This window comes from Methanobrevibacter sp. V14 (assembly GCF_963082475.1).
GTDB lineage: Archaea > Methanobacteriota > Methanobacteria > Methanobacteriales > Methanobacteriaceae > Methanocatella.
Window position 1 is genome coordinate 216,047 of sequence record NZ_CAUJAM010000008.1, and the last position, 19,988, is coordinate 236,034.

At 30.5% G+C, this 19,988-nt stretch carries 17 protein-coding genes; 9 read left to right on the forward strand and 8 right to left on the reverse strand.

Features of this window, described 5'->3' with window-relative positions:
• Nucleotides 1–11: 11 nt before the first annotated feature.
• From cobK to Q9968_RS06980, 3 genes are read right to left on the reverse strand one after another with little or no spacing between them, the layout of a single operon-like run.
• Nucleotides 12–797 carry a precorrin-6A reductase gene (cobK, locus tag Q9968_RS06970; RefSeq protein ID WP_305514816.1) on the reverse strand — a complete coding sequence of 262 codons (786 nt, stop codon included), beginning with the start codon at nucleotides 795–797 and terminating at the stop codon, nucleotides 12–14.
• The gene (locus tag Q9968_RS06975; protein WP_305514818.1) at nucleotides 794–3,223 is read right to left on the reverse strand and encodes a calcium-translocating P-type ATPase, PMCA-type; all 2,430 of its coding nucleotides are present in this window, start codon (nucleotides 3,221–3,223) and stop codon (nucleotides 794–796) included. The genes cobK and Q9968_RS06975 overlap by 4 nt, the downstream gene beginning before the upstream one ends.
• Before the next feature lie 4 nt (nucleotides 3,224–3,227).
• The gene (locus Q9968_RS06980) at nucleotides 3,228–3,617 is read right to left on the reverse strand and encodes a UPF0146 family protein (RefSeq protein ID WP_305514820.1); all 390 of its coding nucleotides are present in this window, start codon (nucleotides 3,615–3,617) and stop codon (nucleotides 3,228–3,230) included.
• Between the two features lie 69 nt (nucleotides 3,618–3,686).
• Here Q9968_RS06980 and Q9968_RS06985 point away from each other — a divergent pair, with 69 nt between their 5' ends.
• On the forward strand, nucleotides 3,687–4,121 hold the full coding sequence (locus Q9968_RS06985; protein WP_305514822.1) for a GNAT family N-acetyltransferase: 435 nt from the start codon (nucleotides 3,687–3,689) through the stop codon (nucleotides 4,119–4,121).
• Here the strand turns inward: Q9968_RS06985 and Q9968_RS06990 are convergent.
• The gene (locus tag Q9968_RS06990; protein WP_305514824.1) at nucleotides 4,113–4,631 is read right to left on the reverse strand and encodes a zinc ribbon domain-containing protein; all 519 of its coding nucleotides are present in this window, start codon (nucleotides 4,629–4,631) and stop codon (nucleotides 4,113–4,115) included. The two genes, Q9968_RS06985 and Q9968_RS06990, sit on opposite strands and share 9 nt — an antisense overlap.
• Nucleotides 4,632–4,721: 90 nt before the next feature.
• On the opposite strand from Q9968_RS06990, the gene Q9968_RS06995 reads away from it, so the two are divergent.
• On the forward strand, nucleotides 4,722–5,693 hold the full coding sequence (locus Q9968_RS06995; protein WP_305514826.1) for a hypothetical protein: 972 nt from the start codon (nucleotides 4,722–4,724) through the stop codon (nucleotides 5,691–5,693).
• Here the strand turns inward: Q9968_RS06995 and dusB are convergent.
• Nucleotides 5,682–6,659 carry a tRNA dihydrouridine synthase DusB gene (gene dusB / locus Q9968_RS07000; RefSeq protein WP_305514828.1) on the reverse strand — a complete coding sequence of 326 codons (978 nt, stop codon included), beginning with the start codon at nucleotides 6,657–6,659 and terminating at the stop codon, nucleotides 5,682–5,684. The two genes, Q9968_RS06995 and dusB, sit on opposite strands and share 12 nt — an antisense overlap.
• Nucleotides 6,660–6,764: 105 nt before the next feature.
• Here dusB and prf1 point away from each other — a divergent pair, with 105 nt between their 5' ends.
• From prf1 to Q9968_RS07025, 5 genes are all read left to right on the forward strand, one after another.
• Complete coding sequence (gene prf1 / locus Q9968_RS07005) at nucleotides 6,765–8,009, forward strand: peptide chain release factor aRF-1 (protein WP_305514830.1); 1,245 nt, start codon at nucleotides 6,765–6,767, stop codon at nucleotides 8,007–8,009.
• Between the two features lie 335 nt (nucleotides 8,010–8,344).
• Nucleotides 8,345–9,679: an NADP-specific glutamate dehydrogenase gene (gene gdhA, locus Q9968_RS07010; RefSeq protein ID WP_305514832.1), complete on the forward strand. Its 1,335-nt coding sequence runs from the start codon at nucleotides 8,345–8,347 to the stop codon at nucleotides 9,677–9,679.
• Nucleotides 9,680–10,272: 593 nt separating this feature from the next.
• On the forward strand, nucleotides 10,273–11,211 hold the full coding sequence (gene mtrH / locus Q9968_RS07015; RefSeq protein ID WP_305514834.1) for a tetrahydromethanopterin S-methyltransferase subunit H: 939 nt from the start codon (nucleotides 10,273–10,275) through the stop codon (nucleotides 11,209–11,211).
• 570 nt (nucleotides 11,212–11,781) lie between these two features.
• On the forward strand, nucleotides 11,782–12,216 hold the full coding sequence (locus Q9968_RS07020; RefSeq protein WP_305514836.1) for a MarR family winged helix-turn-helix transcriptional regulator: 435 nt from the start codon (nucleotides 11,782–11,784) through the stop codon (nucleotides 12,214–12,216).
• Between the two features lie 5 nt (nucleotides 12,217–12,221).
• Nucleotides 12,222–13,613 carry an MFS transporter gene (locus Q9968_RS07025; protein ID WP_305514839.1) on the forward strand — a complete coding sequence of 464 codons (1,392 nt, stop codon included), beginning with the start codon at nucleotides 12,222–12,224 and terminating at the stop codon, nucleotides 13,611–13,613.
• Nucleotides 13,614–13,757: 144 nt separating this feature from the next.
• On the opposite strand, the gene Q9968_RS07030 is transcribed toward Q9968_RS07025, so the two are convergent.
• The gene (locus Q9968_RS07030) at nucleotides 13,758–14,234 is read right to left on the reverse strand and encodes a GNAT family N-acetyltransferase (RefSeq protein WP_305514841.1); all 477 of its coding nucleotides are present in this window, start codon (nucleotides 14,232–14,234) and stop codon (nucleotides 13,758–13,760) included.
• A gap of 95 nt (nucleotides 14,235–14,329) precedes the next feature.
• Here Q9968_RS07030 and Q9968_RS07035 point away from each other — a divergent pair, with 95 nt between their 5' ends.
• Nucleotides 14,330–14,728: a PaaI family thioesterase gene (locus tag Q9968_RS07035; protein WP_305514843.1), complete on the forward strand. Its 399-nt coding sequence runs from the start codon at nucleotides 14,330–14,332 to the stop codon at nucleotides 14,726–14,728.
• 14 nt (nucleotides 14,729–14,742) lie between these two features.
• Here Q9968_RS07035 and Q9968_RS07040 read toward each other — a convergent pair whose 3' ends face one another.
• Complete coding sequence (locus tag Q9968_RS07040; RefSeq protein ID WP_305514844.1) at nucleotides 14,743–15,585, reverse strand: lipopolysaccharide assembly protein LapB; 843 nt, start codon at nucleotides 15,583–15,585, stop codon at nucleotides 14,743–14,745.
• Nucleotides 15,586–15,756: 171 nt separating this feature from the next.
• On the reverse strand, nucleotides 15,757–15,924 hold the full coding sequence (locus Q9968_RS07045; RefSeq protein WP_305514846.1) for a hypothetical protein: 168 nt from the start codon (nucleotides 15,922–15,924) through the stop codon (nucleotides 15,757–15,759).
• Nucleotides 15,925–16,666: 742 nt separating this feature from the next.
• On the opposite strand from Q9968_RS07045, the gene Q9968_RS07050 reads away from it, so the two are divergent.
• Entirely contained in the window at nucleotides 16,667–19,753 is a 3,087-nt protein-coding gene (locus tag Q9968_RS07050) for an Ig-like domain-containing protein (RefSeq protein ID WP_305514848.1), read from the forward strand.
• Nucleotides 19,754–19,988: the final 235 nt, after the last annotated feature.

Consider the following 19,988-nt stretch of genomic DNA (forward strand, 5'->3'; position numbering starts at 1 on the left):
ATATCTATTTTTTAAAAAAGTTTTTTTAATTTAATATCTAATTCCTCTAAATTAGATACTATGTTGTTTTTATTTAATTCATCTATTTTTGGTCTTTGAATCATTACCACACCAACATCTTTTTCATTTGCTGCTTGGATTTTTTCAATAACTCCTCCAATGTCACCGCTTTCTTTGGTAATCATCACGCTTGCATCATATTTCTCCATTAACTCAATATTTTCTTCAATACTTGCAGCACCATTCATTGGAATAATATGGGACGGATCAACACCTAATTTTTCACATTTCACAATTGAACTTTCTACTTTTAAAATTCTTGGATAGAATCTATCTGCTGAAACATATTTCATGATGTCTTCCATAGTGTTAGCTCCTGCAAAATGCAACACATTACCTTCCTTAAATTCCTTTTTAATTAATTTCCCCGCATCGTCAAAGGAATTAACATAATGGACGTATGATGTGTCTATATTTTCAAGGTTGGTGGTAGGTCTCTCAAAGCGAATATATGTTAGGTTCAACTCATTAGAAATACTTACGCTAGTTTTGGTAATGTGTTCTGCAAATGGATGTGTTGCATCAATTAATATTTCAAAACTTTGTTTTTTAATAAGATCAGTTATTTCATCCTTAAGAAGAGGGCGGGATATGACTTCGTCACTACCTGCTTTTTTAGCTAATTTTCCACCATATTCAGTAGTTGTGGTTGTTAAAATATATGCATCATATTTTTCTTTAATGTGTTGGATAATATTGGTAGAGTCTTTGGTTCCGCCGAGTAATAATATTTTCATTTTATCACACTATTCATTACTTTTTTAGTAATAATGATTGTTGATGCTACAATCATAATCATTATCCAATCAGTTAAATTAATTGATGATGTTCTGAATATAATTTGCAATTGAGGTATGTATATGATCAATAATTGGAGTATGAATGAAGTAATAATTGCTACATACAAATAAATGCTTCTTTTTTCGGAGTTTGCTTTTCCGTTATATGCATTAAATAGCTGATACATCACGAATAATGTAAATGCAACTGTCATCGCTTTACTTTCAGTTGAATTAATGCTTAACTGGTAAGCAAATACGCAGATAGTTCCAATTGCCATTACTATGCCTGAGATTAGAATTTCAGTCAATGTCTTTCGGGTTAGGATATCTCCGGTTTCAGGCGGACGTTCCATTAAATCTCTTTCGGCTCCTTCAATTCCTAATGTTTGAGCTGGAGGTCCGTCCATAACAATATTTAACCATAATAATTGAACGGGGTTAAATGGCAGGGGTAAACTTAAAAGTGATGTTCCAACAATTGTTAGTATTGCTCCAACATTTGTTGATACTTGGAATTTAACAAATCTTTTAATATTGTCATAAATTTTACGGCCTTCTTTAATTGCCTTTACAATTGTGGAAAAATCATCATTTTGCAAAATCATATCTGATGATTCTTTTGCAACATCGGTTCCATCACCCATTGCCACTCCAATAGATGCTTTTTTAAGTGCAGGTGCATCGTTTACACCATCCCCGGTCATTGCAACAACATTGCCAGTTTGTTTTAGCGCTTCAACAATTTTCATTTTTTGCGCCGGTTTCACTCTTGCATATACTTGAATATCCTCTGCAATAGCTAAGTATTCTTCTGTTGTAAGTTTACTTAGCTCTTCACAGGTTATTGACTTTCCATCAGTCAATATTCCCAAATCTCTTGCGATTGCACATGCTGTTTTTTCATAATCTCCTGTTATCATTTTAACAGTAATTCCAGCCTTTTTACAATCGCTCACTGCTTGTTTAACATCACTTTTTGGGGGATCAATTAGTCCAAGCAATCCTGTAAATGTTAAATTTGTTTCTATTTTTTCATCATCATTTATTTTGTATGCAAAACCAATTACTCTTAATGCCTTATCACTCATTTCATTAACTTTTTTCAATATGTTTTCCTTACTTTCAGCATCAAGAATTTCAATATTTCCATCATTATCTATGTATTTGCATTTGTCTAAAATTATTTCTGGTGCACCCTTTGTTAAAATAATCTTGTTTTCACTATCCAATCTATGTATCGTTGTCATCATTTTACGATTACTGTCAAGTGGGATTTCATCAAGTCTTTCCAGGTCTACTTCACAGTCTTGACAGTATTTCATAATCGCACCGTCTGTCTGATTACCTATGGCCTCTCCTTTATTGATACTGGCATTATTGCATAGTTTTCCAATTTTCAATGTTTTATCTTCATTAGTGTAATAGGAATCAACAACGGTCATTTTGTTTTCAGTTAAAGTGCCTGTTTTGTCACTGCAAATGATGGTACATGAACCTAGAGTTTCAACTGATAATAATTTTCTGACAATTGCATCGGATTTTGCCATTTGAGACATTCCTAAAGCAAGGGTCAATGTTAAAACTGCCGGAAGACCTTCGGGAATTGCAGCGACGGCAAGGGAAACTGCAGTCATAAATGTCTCAACAATAGGAATTCCTTTAAATGACTCTAGAATAAAAATGGCAATACAAACAATGATTGCAATTACGGATAGTGTTTTTCCTAATTTCCTTACTTTAATCTTAAGTGGGGTCTCTTCATCGTCTTCCTGAATGATCTTTGCAATTTCACCTATTTGCGTGTTCATCCCAATTGATTTAACGACTCCTAGACAGTTTCCAGATAAAATATTGGTATCCATAAATAATTCATCACCAACTTCTTTAGAAACTGCTGCGGATTCTCCGGTTAACGTGGATTCATCACATGTCATATCATTAGCTTCAATTATGATTAAATCTGCAGGTACTTTGTCCCCTTCATCAAGAACAACAATATCTCCAATGGTTATATTTTCGGAATTAATTTCTTCAATAATATTATTTCTCTTAACCGCTGCCTTTTTAACAATTAAACTTTTAAGACTTTCCATTGCTTTTTGGGATCGATATTCTTGAATAAATCCCATAACAACATTTAACAATACTGCAAGAACAATGACTCCTGCATCTATAACGTCTCCAATCACATAAGCTGCAGCTGCCGCAATTAAAAGAAGCCCTATTAAAATATCTACAAATTGTTCTAAAAATAATATAACTAAATGGGTTGGTTTTTTATCTTCAATTTTATTTAAACCATACTTATTCTGTCTTTCAATGACTTCTTCATTAGTCAATCCATTTTTTGAAGTGTTAAATTTTGATAAGGGGTTTTCCATTTCATCACCTTAAAGTATAAAAGCTAGCTCTCTTGTAATTTTTTAATTTCATTTTAATTTTACCAGTATTTAAATCTTCGTTAGTTAAAGGTTTAATGATTAATTGTGCGTTGATTTTTAAAGCCAGGTTCACTAAATGTGGTTGAAGTTCGCTTGGGGGTCTGATTGAGTAAATAACCTCTACACCTTTATATAAATCTAGATTCGGATTTGCAATATCGTCTCTTATAATACTTTTATCCTTGGGGTGGATATCTGTTTTTATTAGAGTTATGTTCTCGTTCATAGCTAATTTGTTTGCAATTTTATCGAATCTGCCAACAGCAACTTCTGCAATTTTAATATTGTTGTCTCCAACTTCGTTTAGAATATACTCTTCAAAATCATTCCACATTTTATATCCTCAGTTTTATATTCGTAATACAAACTATTAAATATCTTGTATTTTATATTTTTATTCTGTATGATTATAAGGAAATTTAATCCAAATGATTTAAAGAGAGTTTTTGAAATAGAAAACATGTCTTTTGACCAATCTTATGGTATAAACATGTTTCAACAGTTACATGAAATGGGTGTTGGATTTTTGGTAGCTGAACATGAGGGTTATGTAATTGGATATGTGATTTTTTGGATTAAATATGAAAAGCAAGGCCATATTATTTCCATTGCTGTTGATAAAAATCATCGTCGCCTAAAAGCAGGAACTCAACTTCTTGTAAAAGCCATTTCTATACTTTCACTTCTAAATCTAGACACGATTTATTTGGAAGTAAATGAAAATAACACCGGTGCAGTTGAATTTTATAAAACATTTAACTTTAAAGTTGAAAGGGTGGTTCCGGGGTATTACGATAATGGTGACGGAGCTATTGTAATGTACTTGCCTTTAAATTGATGTAAAATTTCCTGCAAGTAATTGTTTATATTGGGTTAGTATGTCAGATGGAATTTGTCTGGTTGCAATCAATATGATGATTACCAGTAAATAGAATAGGAATATTGATAATTGAATATGTCCATGTTTTTTAGCTACAGGATCTTTTCTTGTAGATAAATAAATTGCAATAATTAAACCTAGGAGTCCTCCAAGAATAGAGAAGATATATCCAAAAATTATTAACCATTTGCTTGTTTTTGGTTTCCTATAATTTTGAGCATTATCTGAAATTTCTTTTTTAATAACAATTGGATTCAAATTGCTATCGGGGTCACCTGGAAATTTTTGTTTAAAAACTAATGGAGTTCCACATTTAACACAATAATCTGCTTCTTCAGGATTATTATATCCACATAATGGGCATCTGTCTGCATCAGATTCAATTTTTGGAAATTCATGACCGCATTTTATACAAAAACCATACATATCATCTGTTGCCGTACCACACTGTGGGCATCTTCTTATCATATTATCACTTATTTTAATAATTACAAATGATTATTATATAAATGTTTGTAATGCCGGATAAATATATTAAACTTGTAAGAGATAGAATAATTGATGATTAAAAAAATTGAAGTCACCCAAAGATTTAACTTTAAAAGACTGAACTGCCATTATGAATGTTTTACATTGGATTTTGTTAATAAAAATGCTTATTATAAAATCTCAGAGCGAGGAAATGGGGATAAATTTTTAAATGAAAATCCACTTTGCGATGATTCATGGAGGGATATACTTGTTGATTTAAGGCGTAAAATGACTAGTGAAATCTATCATTTAATTGATAGGCAGATTGATGATTTTTTAGGTGATTTTCATAATTTAAAATTATTTGATGGATTTAAATCTGAAGATTTTTCTTATTTTGAAAAAATAGAGTTGATCTATTCATGTAATGTGATTATTTATTCAACTGACAGTTATGAGGAGTATAGCTTTAAAAATAATTTTCCGGATAACTGGGTTAAATTTGGTGAGATTTTAAATGATTTATTTGATTTTGATGTTTTGCATTTGAATTATCAAAAGCAATTGGCAACTCCACTTTATTTTGACATTAAAGGCGATGGAGTTTATCTGGAGGATAAATTGCCAATTAAAGCAATTGAATTTGGACATTACAAAACTTATCCATATGAACTTCCAAACCCAAGATTAATAGTTAATTTTAGAAATAATTCAATCGAGGGATATATTGAAAAAGAGATGGATTCAGCCGATAAGGAGTTAATTTATAGTCTCCTAGAAAAATATCATGTTTATTCATGGATTTTCGATGAATACCATATTAAATCAAATACACGCAATCCTGATGACTTAGAAGGTTATGATTGGTATTTGGAAATTGTTTTTGAGGATAACATTATCTGGCATATATTTGGATATAATGATTATCCGGATACTTATGTTCATCTAGCTCGTGAAGTGAGGGATATTTCTGGAATGGATCTGCTTGAAATCGATACTATTTCAGACAAGGATTTAGAATTATTTGAAAAATTTGGAAAAATGAAATTAACTGATTAACTCAATGTATTCATTGAGCAAATCAAATAACTCTTCTTTTGTATTTATTTTAAATATTTTAGGTTTTATCTCAGAGTTTCTCCATTGATTTTTAAGATAATATGCATTATGGGTTCTCATTTTATGCATGGCTACTTTTTCAGGCATAATTTCACTAATCAACTCAGCATGTTTTCTTATCATGTCAAGCTTTTCATCAATTGTGATGTTTTCAGGTTCAATTCCTTTGTCTAAATACTCAATGCATTGGCGAATAAGCCAGGGATTGCCTAATGCTCCTCTTCCAACCATTATTGCATCACAACCAGTTTCATCTATCATTTTTTGAGCATCATAACATGTTCTGATATCTCCATTACCAATAACTGGAATTGACAATGCTTCTTTCACCTGTTTTATAATGGACCAATTGGCATTTTCACTATATCTTTGCTGACGGGTTCTTGGATGGACCGTAATTGCTGATGCTCCTGCATCTTCAATAATCCCAGCTACTTCAAGGGCATTAATGGAGCTATTGTCCCATCCACTTCTGATTTTACAAGTGACTGGAACATCAATGCTTTTAACTACTGCTTCAACAATTTCACCTATTTTCTGAGGATTTTTTAAAAGTGCACTTCCTGCCTGTGAACGTATGGCTACTTTAGGAACTGGACAGCCCATATTAATGTCAATAATGTCTGGGTTCATATTCTCACAGATATATTTAGATGCAATTTCAAATGATTCTACTTCAGCACCAAATATCTGCTGTGCAATTGGTCTTTCGAATTTGGTCATGTATAACATTTCTTTGGTTCTTGTGTTTTCATACACTATTGCCTTATCAGACACCATTTCTGTTGATATCAGTCCGCAGCCCATTGATTTAGCTATTCTTCTAAATGCTGAATCACATATTCCTGCCATAGGTGCTAGAACAACTTGGTTGTCGATTTTAACATTTCCAATTTTCCATTTCATAAAATTCACATTAATTTATGCATTTTTGATAGTTTTTTCATTACTTATTTATATTTGTATTTATATAATTATAACCATTATATTAATTTAATTTTTAGGGATAACATGGCTAAAGTATCATCAAAAGAATTATATGAATTTAAAAAAACCTTAAAAGAATTAGCAAATAAAAGAGGTAGAGGTACAGAGCTTGTTTCCGTTTATATTCCACCAACTAAACAATTAAGTGATGTTGGTAAGCACATGAGAGACGAAATGGGTCAGAGTGCTAACATTAAAAGTAAACAAACAAGAAAAAATGTACAGTCTGCGATTGCAGTAATTTTAGAGAGTATTAAATTATATAAACAACCGCCGGAAAATGGTTTGGTTTTATTTGTGGGTATGATTCCCAAAGGAGGTCTGGGTACTGAAAAAATGGAAAAATATGTTTTGGAACCGCTGGAACCAATCACAACTTACTGGTATAAATGTAATAATGAATTTTTCTTAGAACCATTGGAGTACATGATTGAAGAGCATGATGTTTATGGTGTGGCGGTTATTGATAGAAATGAAGCTACTTATGGTACTTTAAAAGGTAAAAAGGAAAATATTCTTGGTCATTTAACTAGTGGTGTTCCTGGAAAACACAAAGCCGGAGGACAATCTCAAAGGAGATTTGACCGTGTAATTGAAGATCTTGCTCATCAATTCTTAAAACGTATTGGTGAACATATGAATGAATCATATTTACCACTTAAAGACGATTTGAAAGGAATTATTATTGGCGGGCCGGGATTTACTAAAAAAGATTTCTATGATGGGGATTATCTTCAATATGAACTTAAAAATAAAGTTATAAGTATAGTTGATACTTCTTACACTGGTGAAGAAGGTATTCGCGAGGTCATTGCCAAGTCTGCTGATGATTTGGAAAACCTTGATGTAATGCATGAAAAGAAACTTGTTCAAAGGTTTATTAAGGAATTGATCAAAGAAAAAGGACTTGCTTCTTATGGGGAAAAGGAAGTTAGAAATAACTTAATCATGGGGGCTGTGGATGTTTTACTTTTATCTGAAGATTTAAATAGTATGCGTAAAAAATTTACTTGTTCTGGTTGCGGATATGAGAAGGACATTACTGTTAAAACACAAGCTGAAGCAGATAATCTTAAAGAAAAATGCCCTAATTGTAATGAAACTTTAAAAGAAGTTTCTTCAATTGATTTAGCTGATGAATTTGTTGAAAGGGCTGAAGAAGTAAATACTGATGTAGAATTTATTTCCACTGAAACTGAAGAGGGTATGCAACTTTTAAGAGCATTTGGTGGAATTGCAGCAGTGCTTAGATATTACGTTGAATATTAGTCATTTTATATGGCTCTATTTTTTTATTTTTATTTTAAGTTTGGTTTTTCCACCACCATTTCTTTGCTGGAAGGTACTTTCCGACTTGTTTATAATTTGATTATTTTTATTGTTGATTGTAGATTAATATGGTAAAAGACATGTTTAAGTTACTAATTTCTTTTATATATTTTTATTCATTGTTTAATAATTGTATTAATTTATTCGAATAATCTTATATAAATTATGGTAAAAATGAATAATATTTAAATATGAGAAGGTGTATATAATTAACTATATTGTTAAATTTTAATGATATTTAAAAATTAATTTAAATTTTATTTGGAGGAATATTTTTGTCATATGTAGATGAAGTAATTGAAAATATAATAGCACAAAACCCTTCAGAACCTGAATTCCATCAGGCTGTACGTGAAGTAATGGAATCTCTAAGGGTTGTAATTGAAGAAAATGAAGAAGAATACAGAAAAAATGCGCTCCTTGAAAGATTAACTAACCCTGAAAGACAATTTAAATTTCGTGTCCCATGGGTTGATGATGAAGGGCAAGTAAATGTAAATACAGGATACCGTGTACAATTCAACTCAGCTATTGGACCTTACAAAGGAGGATTACGTTTCCATCCTTCTGTAAATATAGGTATTATTAAATTCTTAGGATTTGAACAAATCTTCAAAAACTCTTTAACCGGACTTCCAATTGGCGGGGGTAAAGGAGGGTCTGACTTCAATCCCAAAGGAAAATCCGATAGGGAAATCATGGCATTTTGTCAAAGTTTCATGACTGAATTATGCAAATATATTGGTGCAGACACTGATGTTCCAGCAGGGGATATTGGAGTAGGTGGTCGAGAAATTGGTTTCTTGTTTGGACAATACAAAAGAATTAAAGGTTTATACGAAGGAGTATTAACTGGTAAAGGATTGACTTTCGGAGGATCTCTTGCAAGAACTGAAGCGACTGGATATGGGTTATTATACTTTACTAATGCAATGTTAAAAGCCAATGATATCGATATTAAAGATAAAATTATTGCAGTATCCGGTGCAGGTAATGTGGCAATCTATGCTATTCAAAAAGCACAACAATTAGGTGGTAAACCTGTAACTTGTTCTGATTCTACTGGTTGGATCTACGATCCGGAAGGAATTGATGTAGCATTGCTTAAGGAAATAAAAGAAGTAAAACGTGAAAGATTAACAGCTTATGCTGAAGCAAGGGAAAGTGCAGAATACCATGAAGGTAAAGATGTTTGGACTATTGATTGTGACATTGCCCTTCCATGTGCAACTCAAAATGAATTACAATTAGAAGATGCAAAAGCATTAGTTGCAAACGGTGTTTTGGCTGTTGCAGAAGGAGCGAACATGCCAACTACTATTGAAGCAACTGAATACTTGCAAGAAAACGATGTTTTATTTGCACCGGGCAAAGCTTCCAATGCAGGTGGAGTAGCTACTTCAGCACTTGAAATGTCTCAAAACTCACAAAGATTATCTTGGACCTTTGAAGAAGTGGATGCTAAACTTCAAGGCATCATGGAAGATATCTTTGCAAATGTTGCTGCAGCTGCTACTGAATATGGAATGGATAAAAATTACGTGGCAGGAGCAAATATTGCAGGATTTAAAAAAGTAGTTGAAGCAATGAATGCACAAGGAATTGTATGATATTGCTTTAATTTTACACTAGAAGATATGAATAATAACATCATGTTATTAAAATAATCATGATGTTAATGAAGATGATTTTTTCATCAATTGATGTTAAAATTCTCTTCATTTCTTCTATAATAAAAGTATAATGTTGTATTAAAATTTTATCTTGATTTGAAGTGAAAAATACTTTTTACATTAACTTCATTTCATATATTAAAATACAATCTTTATTTGATTTATTTTTCTTTATTGATGTTAAAACAAATTAATAATATTTATTTTAAAAATATCTTTCGAAATTGTTAATTAATTTTTATTATAATGATTAATTATAATAAATAATTTATTTTGCGAATTTGGAGTCTATTTTCTTTGTGTAATTTATATATTACTTATTTTAAATAAAAATAGATTATTATTAAATCTTTATTTATCTGAGGACTGTATAATTTTGATTTACAAATTTTAAACAGTATATCAAAATATTTTTATTTTTTTAAATTATTTTCATTAAATTTATATATATTAAAAAATAATAATCAATTGACTTAATGTTAATTTTATAGAATTAATATTTAAGTCGAAAAATAATGAGGTTAAATTAAATGTTTAAATTTGATAAAGAACAAGAAGTTTTTGACTTTGCCGGAGTCAAAATGGGTGGACAACCTGGGGAATATCCTACTGTTTTAGCAGGAACCATTTTCTATGGTGGACACAACATTATTAATGATGAATTGATTGGTGATTTCGATAAAGCTAGAGCTGAACAATTAGTTAATGAAATGGCATCTATTTCAGATGTAACCGGTAATCCATATATTGTACAAGTTTTCGGACAAACTGTCGAAGCACTTCCAAAATATATTGAATACATTGGTGAAATTTGTGACGCTCCTTTCCTTATAGATTCTACCTCTGGTGATGCTAGAGTTGCTGGTGCACAGTACGCTGATGAAGTAGGCTTAACCGAACGTGCAATCTATAACTCAATTAACATGGCAGCAGATAAATCTGAATTAGATGCACTTGCCGAAACAAACATTTCCGCTTCCATCATATTAGGATTCAACCCAATGAATGCAACCGTTGAAGGTAAAATGAATATGTGGGAAAACGGAGATGATGGTGCTTATGAAAAAGGTTTACTTGAAGTAGCTGCTGATTGTGGTATTGATAAATTTATGATGGATACTGCTGTGACTCCTTTAGGTCAGGGAGCAGGTATTGCTGCTAGAACTTCTTTTGCTGAAAAAGCAAAATGGGGTTATCCTGTTGGATCTGGTATTCACAACGTTCCATCTGCATGGGATTGGTTAAGAGACTATAAAAAAGAAGGAAATAAAACTGCATTTACTGTTTGTGATATTGGTGCAAACATTGTTCAAGTTATGTGTGCAGGAGACTTTGTTCTCTTTGGACCTATTGAAAATGCTAAAATCGCATTCCCTGCAGTTGCTCAAACAGACATGTTCATTTCAGAGGCTTCAAAACCTTTAGGAACTGAGCCTGTTGAAAATCACCCTATGAATAAATTATTATAATCTTGTTAATAACATTTTCAAACCTCAATATCGATTTGTTCTAAGTATCATTTTTCAATGATATTTGCAAATCTAAACATTAATCCAAAAATACCGAATTAGCACTGGACATCCTAAACACGTCCGGTGCTTTAATTAATAATAAACTATTAACCTTGCAGAAACCTTCGTCTTAAAATACTTGGAGTGTTATGTAAATATCATGCCTCTTCTAGTTTGATTCATTTGTTTTGTAGTTTTGTGCTTCCATTATAGTTTTTTTCGTTGAATTTTCTTTTTATTAGTATTATTACTCTTTTGTATTATTTTTCGTGCATATAAGTCCTTTCAGAAGATTGTTAGATTATTTAGTCTATAATGTCCTGTTTTCGCACCTTGGACATATCGATGCACCTGTTTAGCCATTTATATATTTTCTTATGGGTTCTGAATTATATGCTCTGTCTGCAAGTGCAAGTGAAAAAGAAAATTAATAAAAAGCATTTTTCCTATTGTTTTTTAATTTTTTAATGTTTCATATTAAACAGTTTCATTAGAAACGTTTATAATGTTTTAAGATAAATTATAATTATGAATGAAGAAATTTTTGATAATGTTCCATTTATAGCATTGATTCATAATATCTCTAAAAATCAATTAAAATACTTAAATTCAAAATTAGGTGATTTAGGTATAGATCATGACATTCGATTCATACTGTTTATTCATGATAATCCTGATTGTTCACAAGACGATTTAGCTAGTTTATTGGCTCAAAGTAAGGGAAATATTGCTAAAGTTTTAAAAAAACTTGAAGATAAAGGGTATATTGAACGTGAAATTAATCCTGAAAATCGTCGAAAATATATGTTAAAAACCACATCTAAAGCTAATGAAATAGTTCCTAAAGTAAGACAAATATCAAAAGATTGGGAAATGAAAGTAGGATTAACTGAAGCCGATGAAAATTTAAAAAGAAGAATTAAAGAAATTTCAATTAATTCTATGAATATTATTGGGAAGTAATTAATATGGAAATAAAATTTGAAACAATTGTAATGTTTATATCTTTCATTACATCTTTTTTTGCAATATTTTTATCAAATGGGATAATAATTGGTGTTCCTGCAATTGCACAGGATTTTGTAATGAATAATGTAGTTCAAAATTGGATTCCAACAATATTTTTCCTAGTTGTTGCGGTGTTCACCGTTCCGGCAGGTCAAATTTCAGGAAAATTCGGAGTTAAAAAATCACTTTTAGCAGGTATTATTGTATATTTGATAGGATCTATTGGAGGATGTCTTTCTTTTTCAACAGAATCCTTTTTATTATTTAGAATTGTTCAAGGGATTGGTGTATCATTTTTAAATGTTTCATCAATGGCTATGGTAGTTCAAGCAGTTAAACCACAAAATCGTGGTAAAGCTTTAGGTGTTACTGTAACTGGTGTTTATCTTGCAACCTCACTATCGCCGGTAATCGGAGGATTTTTAGTTCACAATCTAGGTTGGAGATCGCTATTTTATTTTGTAATTCCATTTTTAGTTTTATGTATGATACTGATGGCGGTAAAAATCCCACAAGAATGGAAAACCTATGAAAACCAACCTATTGATAAATTAGGTTCTATTTTATGGGGAATAGGTATTTTAACATTCATTTATGGATTCACCTCTTTAGTAAATACTCGAGGTGTTATTTTAACCATAGTAGGTATAATAATTTTATGCATATTCGGTGTTTATGAGTTAAAACAAAGTTTCCCTGTATTTAATTTGAATTTATTTAAAAATAATAAGTTCACATCATCAAATATTGCGGCATTATGTAGTTATTTCGCCATAATGGTTGTAACAACTATTTTAAATTACCATTTTCAGTATGTGCGGGGTTGGGATGCCCAAATGTCTGGTTTAATATTAGTTATTACGCCAATTATAATGGCAGTAATGGCTCCGAATACTGGTAAGTTATCTGATAGAATTCATCCACAGAAATTAGCAGCAGTTGGAATTGGAATTGCAGCAGTATCATTAGGAATATTAATATTTCTCAATGAAGGCACTCCATTATTCGTCGTTGTTTTAGCCATGATTTTACAAGGTATTGGAATGGGTTTATTCTCAAGTCCTAATATGAATGCGATTATGAGTTCTGTTCCACCAAAATATGCTCCAACAGCATCTGCTTCACAAGCAACAATGAGGACAATTGGTCAGACAATGAGTTTGGGTCTTTTAACATTGGTATTTGCTTGGGTTATGGGCAATTTAAAATTATCCCATGAATATGCAACTATGATTGTTCAGGCATCTCAAACAATTTGTTTGATTTGTTTTATTGCATGTATAATTGCGGTTTTCGCTTCTCTTGTTGGAGTACATTCAAAAGATGAATTTAACACAAATAGGAATCATTAATTTGATTCCTTTAAAATTCTAGTTGCTTAGCAATATAAATTTTACAAACCGTATTTGGAGATTCAAGATTAGCATCCTTAAATGATATTATATGGATTCAGCATGCTTTTTCAGCTATTGTTAAATTCATTATAATTGAGATGATTATTCATTCACAAATTTTTCTAAAGCTTCACCTTTAAAATGGAATAACTCCCAATCTTTCATTTCAGCTCCAATTGACAAGTAAAAATCAATACTTGGTTTATTCCAAGAAAGACAAGTCCATTCAAAGCGTCCATAACCTCTATTAAGTACTATTTTTCCAAGTTCTTTTAGAAGTGCTTTCCCGTAACCTTTGTTTCTGTGTTCAGGTTCAATAAATAGGTCTTCAAGATGCATATTTACATTTCCAGTATATGTTGAAAAACTTAAGAAGTATAGTGCAAAACCTATTGGTTCGCCATCTAGAAGAGCAAATATTACTTCCGCCTGATTTTCATCAAAGACCCATTTTTCAATGTCTTGGGATGTTGCAATAACTTCATCTGATCTTTTTTCATAATCAGCAAGTTTTTTAATGTATTCTAAAATTAAACCTGATTCTTGTCTTTCAGCTATCTTCAAAGTTAATTTTTCCATATTATTAATATAATAATTTCTCATTATATTAATTTTGACAGGTATTTAAAATATTTAATTATAATGAATATCTAAATAATTAGTAGGTGTTAAATATGGTTAATTATGATTCAGTCGAAAGTGCAAGAGAATTTTTCTATCAAGACAAATTTGCAGTAAATACTGGAATAAGATTAGATGATTTAACTGAAGATGAAGCATTTTGTAGTTTGGAATTAAGTGATGAACATAGAAATGCTTATGGTGGAGTAATGGGTGGAGTAATATTTACATTGGCCGATTTCGCTTTTGCAATTCTCTCAAATCAAATACACCAATTAACAGTTGCTCAACAAGTAAGTATTAATTATTTATCTGCTCCAAAAGGGGATAAACTCTTTGCCAAGGCAACTTGCCGTAAAAGTGGCCGAACATCATCAATTATAATTGTTAACATATCTGATGATTTGGGCAGGGACGTTGCACAGTTTGTCGGAACTGGTTTTAAGTTATAAACTAGATTTAATTTTTATTTTTCAAAACCAAATAGGATATTAATTTTTTTCATGCGTTCAAGCAGTTTAAAAAACGCATCGTGTTTTTCAATGCCGCCACTATCTGGATTAATTTCAAATGCTTTTTTAAAAGATTGTATTGCATCTCCAATTCTACCAATTCTAATAAATAATTCACCTTGCGCAAACCAAATTTCATCATAATTTTGATTTAAATCTATTGCTTTTTTAAAATAACTCGCAGAAATTTCAAAATCATTCATTTGCCAATGTTTAAGAGCTTTATACATAAAATCATGTGGTGTTATATTAATATTATTTTTCTTTTTGAGAAGTTGTGATTTTAAATTTGCAGCATTTTCATTTTTCGGATCAATTTTAAAGACAATATTATAAACATTTTCAGCCAGTTTAAACTCTTCTAATTCAACTAAATTCCTCCCTTTGAAAAGCAATGCTGAAATATTATGGGGTTGTTGTTTAATGATTTTATCAATACATATAATCGCTTTTTGATTTTGATTAGTCTTTTCTAAGTAATGGGCTTTTTGAAATAATCCTACAATATTGGTTGGATTTATCTTTAATAATGCGTCAACAGCTTCATTTAACTCCAGAGTTCTTTTAAGAGAAATTAATGCATTGGTTTTAAGCATTAAAATAGTTTCATCTTGGGTATGTTTCAATTGTTTATTACATTCTTCTAAAAGAATTTCATTATAATTCTTTGATTTTTCATTATCTCCAAGAATACTATAGATTTGAGCTAAATTATTTAAAACGCAAACATTGTCAGGTTCCAGTGCAAGACATTCTAGATATGTATTTTTAGATTCACCATATCTCTCATTTTGCAATTTCTTTTCAGCTTTTTTAAGTATTTTTTCAAATGAATTTTTTTAAACATTCAATCTCTCCTTAAATAAGTCGTAATATTAATTAGTGCGAGGATGTTGTAGGGATTAATATGTAACAGTTCATTTGTTGTTTCAAGAGATTTATAGGATTTGTTTAGGTAATTTAAGGAGTTAATTTTGAATTGGCATTGCTTCGTTTTTTGGAAACTTGTCGCAAAGATTAATAATATTTTTGTGATATTTTCTAGACTTTTCATTTTGATTTGTAATGCTGTAGAGTTTAGCTATTTCGCTCATACGAGTAATGTCATTAATAATAATATTGCTTTTAATTTGCATATTTTCCACCAATTTAATTTGTAATTACTTAATATTATTTTAATTATTTTTAAATGTATCTATTATGTAATTTGAATAATATTGATTTGTTATTATTATTTTTAAGCTTAAATAAACATTATTTTTATCATGTAGTTGTCAAGAATATTGTTAATATGTAATTTGTTTTATTTTCTGGTGAAAACCGTTGTTGCGTATTTTGCTGAAGTTTGCCTATTTTGAATTTAGATTAAAATTCTTTTTTTAAAATTTGCAATATAATCTGATTAAATACTTTCTAAATACTTTATTTTCATATTCTTAATAAATAATACGATTTGTATGGCTTTTTTTATAAATTTAGATTGTTTAATTCATTTTTATCTTGGATATGCATTTGGACTAACCATTTAGTTTATATGTAATGAATGCAATAACTATTAAGTGATTTATTATCAAGTCGTGAAAAATTTTGATTTCGGAGTTTGCACTGCCGTAGACTCTGAAATTTTTTATAGAATTTTGACTGTTGTGATTATCAACAGATTTATAGCTATTTTTGATGAAATTACTTTTTATTGCAGTATTATTGCTAACTTTAAAGGGTAATTGAAATAAATTATTGTTGATTTGACTTAATTTTTTGATTCATTTTGTTTGAATGGTAATATTTAAATATTTAGTTATACCTAAAATACTATAAGATATATTTTTATTATATCTGTGTACTTGAGGTGAAATTATTAAAAATAATAAATTTATTATGGCTGTTTTTGTTATTGCCATAACTCTACTATTCTTAGGTTCTGTTAGTGCTGTAGATGATATTAATGATGTAAATCTAACAGATTATGATAATTCTCTTGAAATAAGTGAATTAAATGAAATAGATGATGTTGATGATGTTGCCATGGAAGGCAACACTGTTAATGTCGGTGATGAAAAATGTAATGAAGTTCTAGGGGCTTCTAACGATGATATTTTAGAAGGAACAGCATATACTTCTTTAACTCCTGTAAGTGGATATGTTGATGTTGGCGGAGTAATAACCGCTACTGTCAATGTCCCTATCTATGTTAAAATGGGTACTGATTATGATACATCATATGGTCCTCCATCTAGTGGGGATACTGTTTATATTCGTGAAAATCAGAATACTTATGTGAATTTGCTTCCATCAACAACTTATGGGGTAGCTACAAGTGGTGAGGGTGCTCCATTAACATTCACATCTGTGGGCACTTATTCTTTCTTATTTAAAGTACCTAAGGACAATTATGATATTTATTCCAATATATTGAATGTAAATGTTGTTGAAAATTCTGAACCTTTGGCTACTACTGTAACTTTGGAATTGTCTCCAAGTGAAGTAATAATTAATAATAATATTACTGTTATTCCTACGGTTAAGGATGAAAATAATAATGTTGTAACTTCTGGTGTTGTTAAAATTTATGATACTTTAAATTATTATTATGCTGACCCTATTTTAACTATTAATGCTGGTGAAACTGGTAATTATTCTGATTCAGTTCATTCCCCAGGTTATACTGGATATTTGTATGGTGTCTACTTCCCGGGTGAAGGTAATTATAAGCAAAGTGATGTGTCTGCGGGGGCTTCATACACCCTTTTATCTTCAAATACTTTAGACTTAACCGTTAATGGCGGCACTGAAATTACTGTTGAGAATGGCACAAGTTTTGATGTGTTAGCTAGCTTAACTGGTGGAAATGGTGTAATAACATTATATGTTAATGGTGTTGAAAACATTACTTTAACTAAAAATGTTGTTACTGCTTTAACTTTACCTGTTGGTAATTATACTTTATCTGCTAGTTACAAAAAAGATGGTGGCGATTTTTATGCATCAGCTGAAAGTAACGAAGTAACTGTTCATGTTGTTGAAAAATCTGCTCAAAATCAAATTGTAGTTTCTGTTGAAGATGTAACGTTACAAAGTCAAGTCGAAATCAAAGTTGCCGCAACAATTGATGGCAAATACACTATTGATGTTAACGGAACTATGGTGGAAGTAACCGTAACTGGTGGAAAAGGCAGTCAAAATATTACTTTAGCTGCTGGCGAGTACTATGCTAATGTAACAGGTCAGGATGGGGCAAATATTACAAATGCAGTCTTTACTGTATACCCTGAACCAAAAATCGGCGAATTAATTATTAGGGATGCTAACTACATTAGTAATGACACCATTACAATATCTGCTGAAGGCAATGTTACAATTTATATTGAATATTACCTTACTTCTTCTGTTGATAATCCAACTACTGAAAGAATCGAATTTAATGTTGGAGGATTTAAAAAAGCTGTTGATAATCCAGTAAGGGGAACTTACACTGGTGCATTTAGTTTTGTTGTAAATGAAACTGCTGATTTCACTATTAACGCAAGTTATTATGCATACAAATTCATGGAAGGTGAATATGCATTTGAAAGTAACAATATTTTAAGATATTCAGTTGTAATCAACGGATCGTCTAAAAAAGATGTTACCTTAAATGTCACTGTTAACCATGAACATAATGATGATAATTATTATACTGGAACTTGGGATGACAAGTCATTTGATGTTGTCACAACCACTTTAGAGGGTATCGACGGAGTAATTATCTATAAAAAAGGCGAAACTGAATTAGGTAGAGCAAACATCGGTGAAGAATTTGTATTAAATGCTAGTACTTTAGGAATAGGAGCTCATGAAATCACTGCTGTATTTGAAGGTAATGATTCATACAATGGAGCTAATTATACTTTTACTATTGCTATTGCTAAAGCAGAAATTAACTACGTATTGACTATAGATAATGTAACTTATCCTAATCATGCTATTGGTAAATTCTATGCTAATGTAGGTGGTAATTATACCATAACTATTGGAGGAACTGATTATATTGTTAATTATGTGGAATCAGAAGATGATAATCCAGTGTCATTCGATATTAATTTATTGCCTGTTGGAGTTTACACACCTTCAAACATTGTATATGAAGATATGGAACATTATGAATTTGCCATGACAAATGCGCTTCCTACATTTGAAGTTATTGTTGGTGAAGTTGAATTAGATAGTAATGTTTTGACAATTGTAAACAGTACAACTCCTACATTCACAATCAGTTTACCTAATGCAACTGGCAATTTAACTGTATCTGTTGAGGGTAAAAATTATACTGCTGAATTAAAAGATGGTAAAGCTACCGTTAAGATTACTGATTTGAATCCAGATAATTACACAGCTACTGTAACTTACTCTGGGGATGATAACTATAAAGGCAGTTCAATCGAATCCAGTTTTGTTGTTAAAGAAAAAGTACCTATTGATGCAAATTCTACTTTATATGTGACCATTCCTGATGGAAGCCCTAATCCTGTATTTAGTATTAATTTGACTGATGCTACTGGTAATTTAACTGTAACTATTGGAAATAAAACCTATACTAAAGAGTTAGTAAATGGTAGTGCAACTATTGTTGTTGATGATTTAAATCATGGATCTTACAATGCAACTATAACTTACTCAGGGGATGATAAGTACCCAAGTATTTCTAAAAACACTACTATTACTATTCCAAAACCTGTTTTAAAAGCTTCAAATGTCAATGCTGTTTACTCTGCTAAAGCATATTATAAAGTTCTTGTGACAGTTAATGGAAAAGCTGTAGCTGGCGGAAATGTAACCATTAAATTCAATGGCATAACATACTTTGTCATTACTGATAAGTATGGTTATGCTGTTTTTAAAGTTAAAACAAATGTAAAACCTAAAAAATATGTTATAATATCTTCTTATAAAGGAGTGCAGGTTAAAAACTTATTATATTGTGTATAAAAACCTTTTTAATAATTCTCTTTCAACTTGTGTGATTTGAATTTTCACTAGTTTTTGAGCCACGAATTTTTTTTCGTTTAATTTTTTCTTTATTTTTAATTTAAAAGTAGTAAAATTAATATAAAATGTGGAACTTAAATATTAATATGAAAAACAACAATATCAAAGCTCCACATGAAGTGTATGGAGTTAAAAGAATATAAACTTTTCGATTTTATTCCAGAGTTTTCTGAAT

Bases quoted from the DNA above. Each gene is read 5' to 3' on its own strand.
- Q9968_RS06975 (WP_305514818.1), bottom strand. From the start codon at position 3,223: ATGGAAAACCCCTTATCAAAATTTAACACTTCAAAAAATGGATTGACT.
- prf1 (WP_305514830.1), top strand. From the start codon at position 6,765: ATGGCTAAAGTATCATCAAAAGAATTATATGAATTTAAAAAAACCTTA.
- Q9968_RS07025 (WP_305514839.1), top strand. From the start codon at position 12,222: ATGGAAATAAAATTTGAAACAATTGTAATGTTTATATCTTTCATTACA.
- dusB (WP_305514828.1), bottom strand. From the start codon at position 6,659: ATGAAATGGAAAATTGGAAATGTTAAAATCGACAACCAAGTTGTTCTA.
- Q9968_RS06985 (WP_305514822.1), top strand. From the start codon at position 3,687: ATGATTATAAGGAAATTTAATCCAAATGATTTAAAGAGAGTTTTTGAA.
- Q9968_RS07030 (WP_305514841.1), bottom strand. From the start codon at position 14,234: ATGGAAAAATTAACTTTGAAGATAGCTGAAAGACAAGAATCAGGTTTA.
- Q9968_RS07035 (WP_305514843.1), top strand. From the start codon at position 14,330: ATGGTTAATTATGATTCAGTCGAAAGTGCAAGAGAATTTTTCTATCAA.
- cobK (WP_305514816.1), bottom strand. From the start codon at position 797: ATGAAAATATTATTACTCGGCGGAACCAAAGACTCTACCAATATTATC.
- Q9968_RS06990 (WP_305514824.1), bottom strand. From the start codon at position 4,631: ATGATAAGAAGATGCCCACAGTGTGGTACGGCAACAGATGATATGTAT.
- Q9968_RS07020 (WP_305514836.1), top strand. From the start codon at position 11,782: ATGAATGAAGAAATTTTTGATAATGTTCCATTTATAGCATTGATTCAT.
- Q9968_RS07045 (WP_305514846.1), bottom strand. From the start codon at position 15,924: ATGCAAATTAAAAGCAATATTATTATTAATGACATTACTCGTATGAGC.
- mtrH (WP_305514834.1), top strand. From the start codon at position 10,273: ATGTTTAAATTTGATAAAGAACAAGAAGTTTTTGACTTTGCCGGAGTC.
- Q9968_RS07050 (WP_305514848.1), top strand. From the start codon at position 16,667: ATGGCTGTTTTTGTTATTGCCATAACTCTACTATTCTTAGGTTCTGTT.
- Q9968_RS06980 (WP_305514820.1), bottom strand. From the start codon at position 3,617: ATGTGGAATGATTTTGAAGAGTATATTCTAAACGAAGTTGGAGACAAC.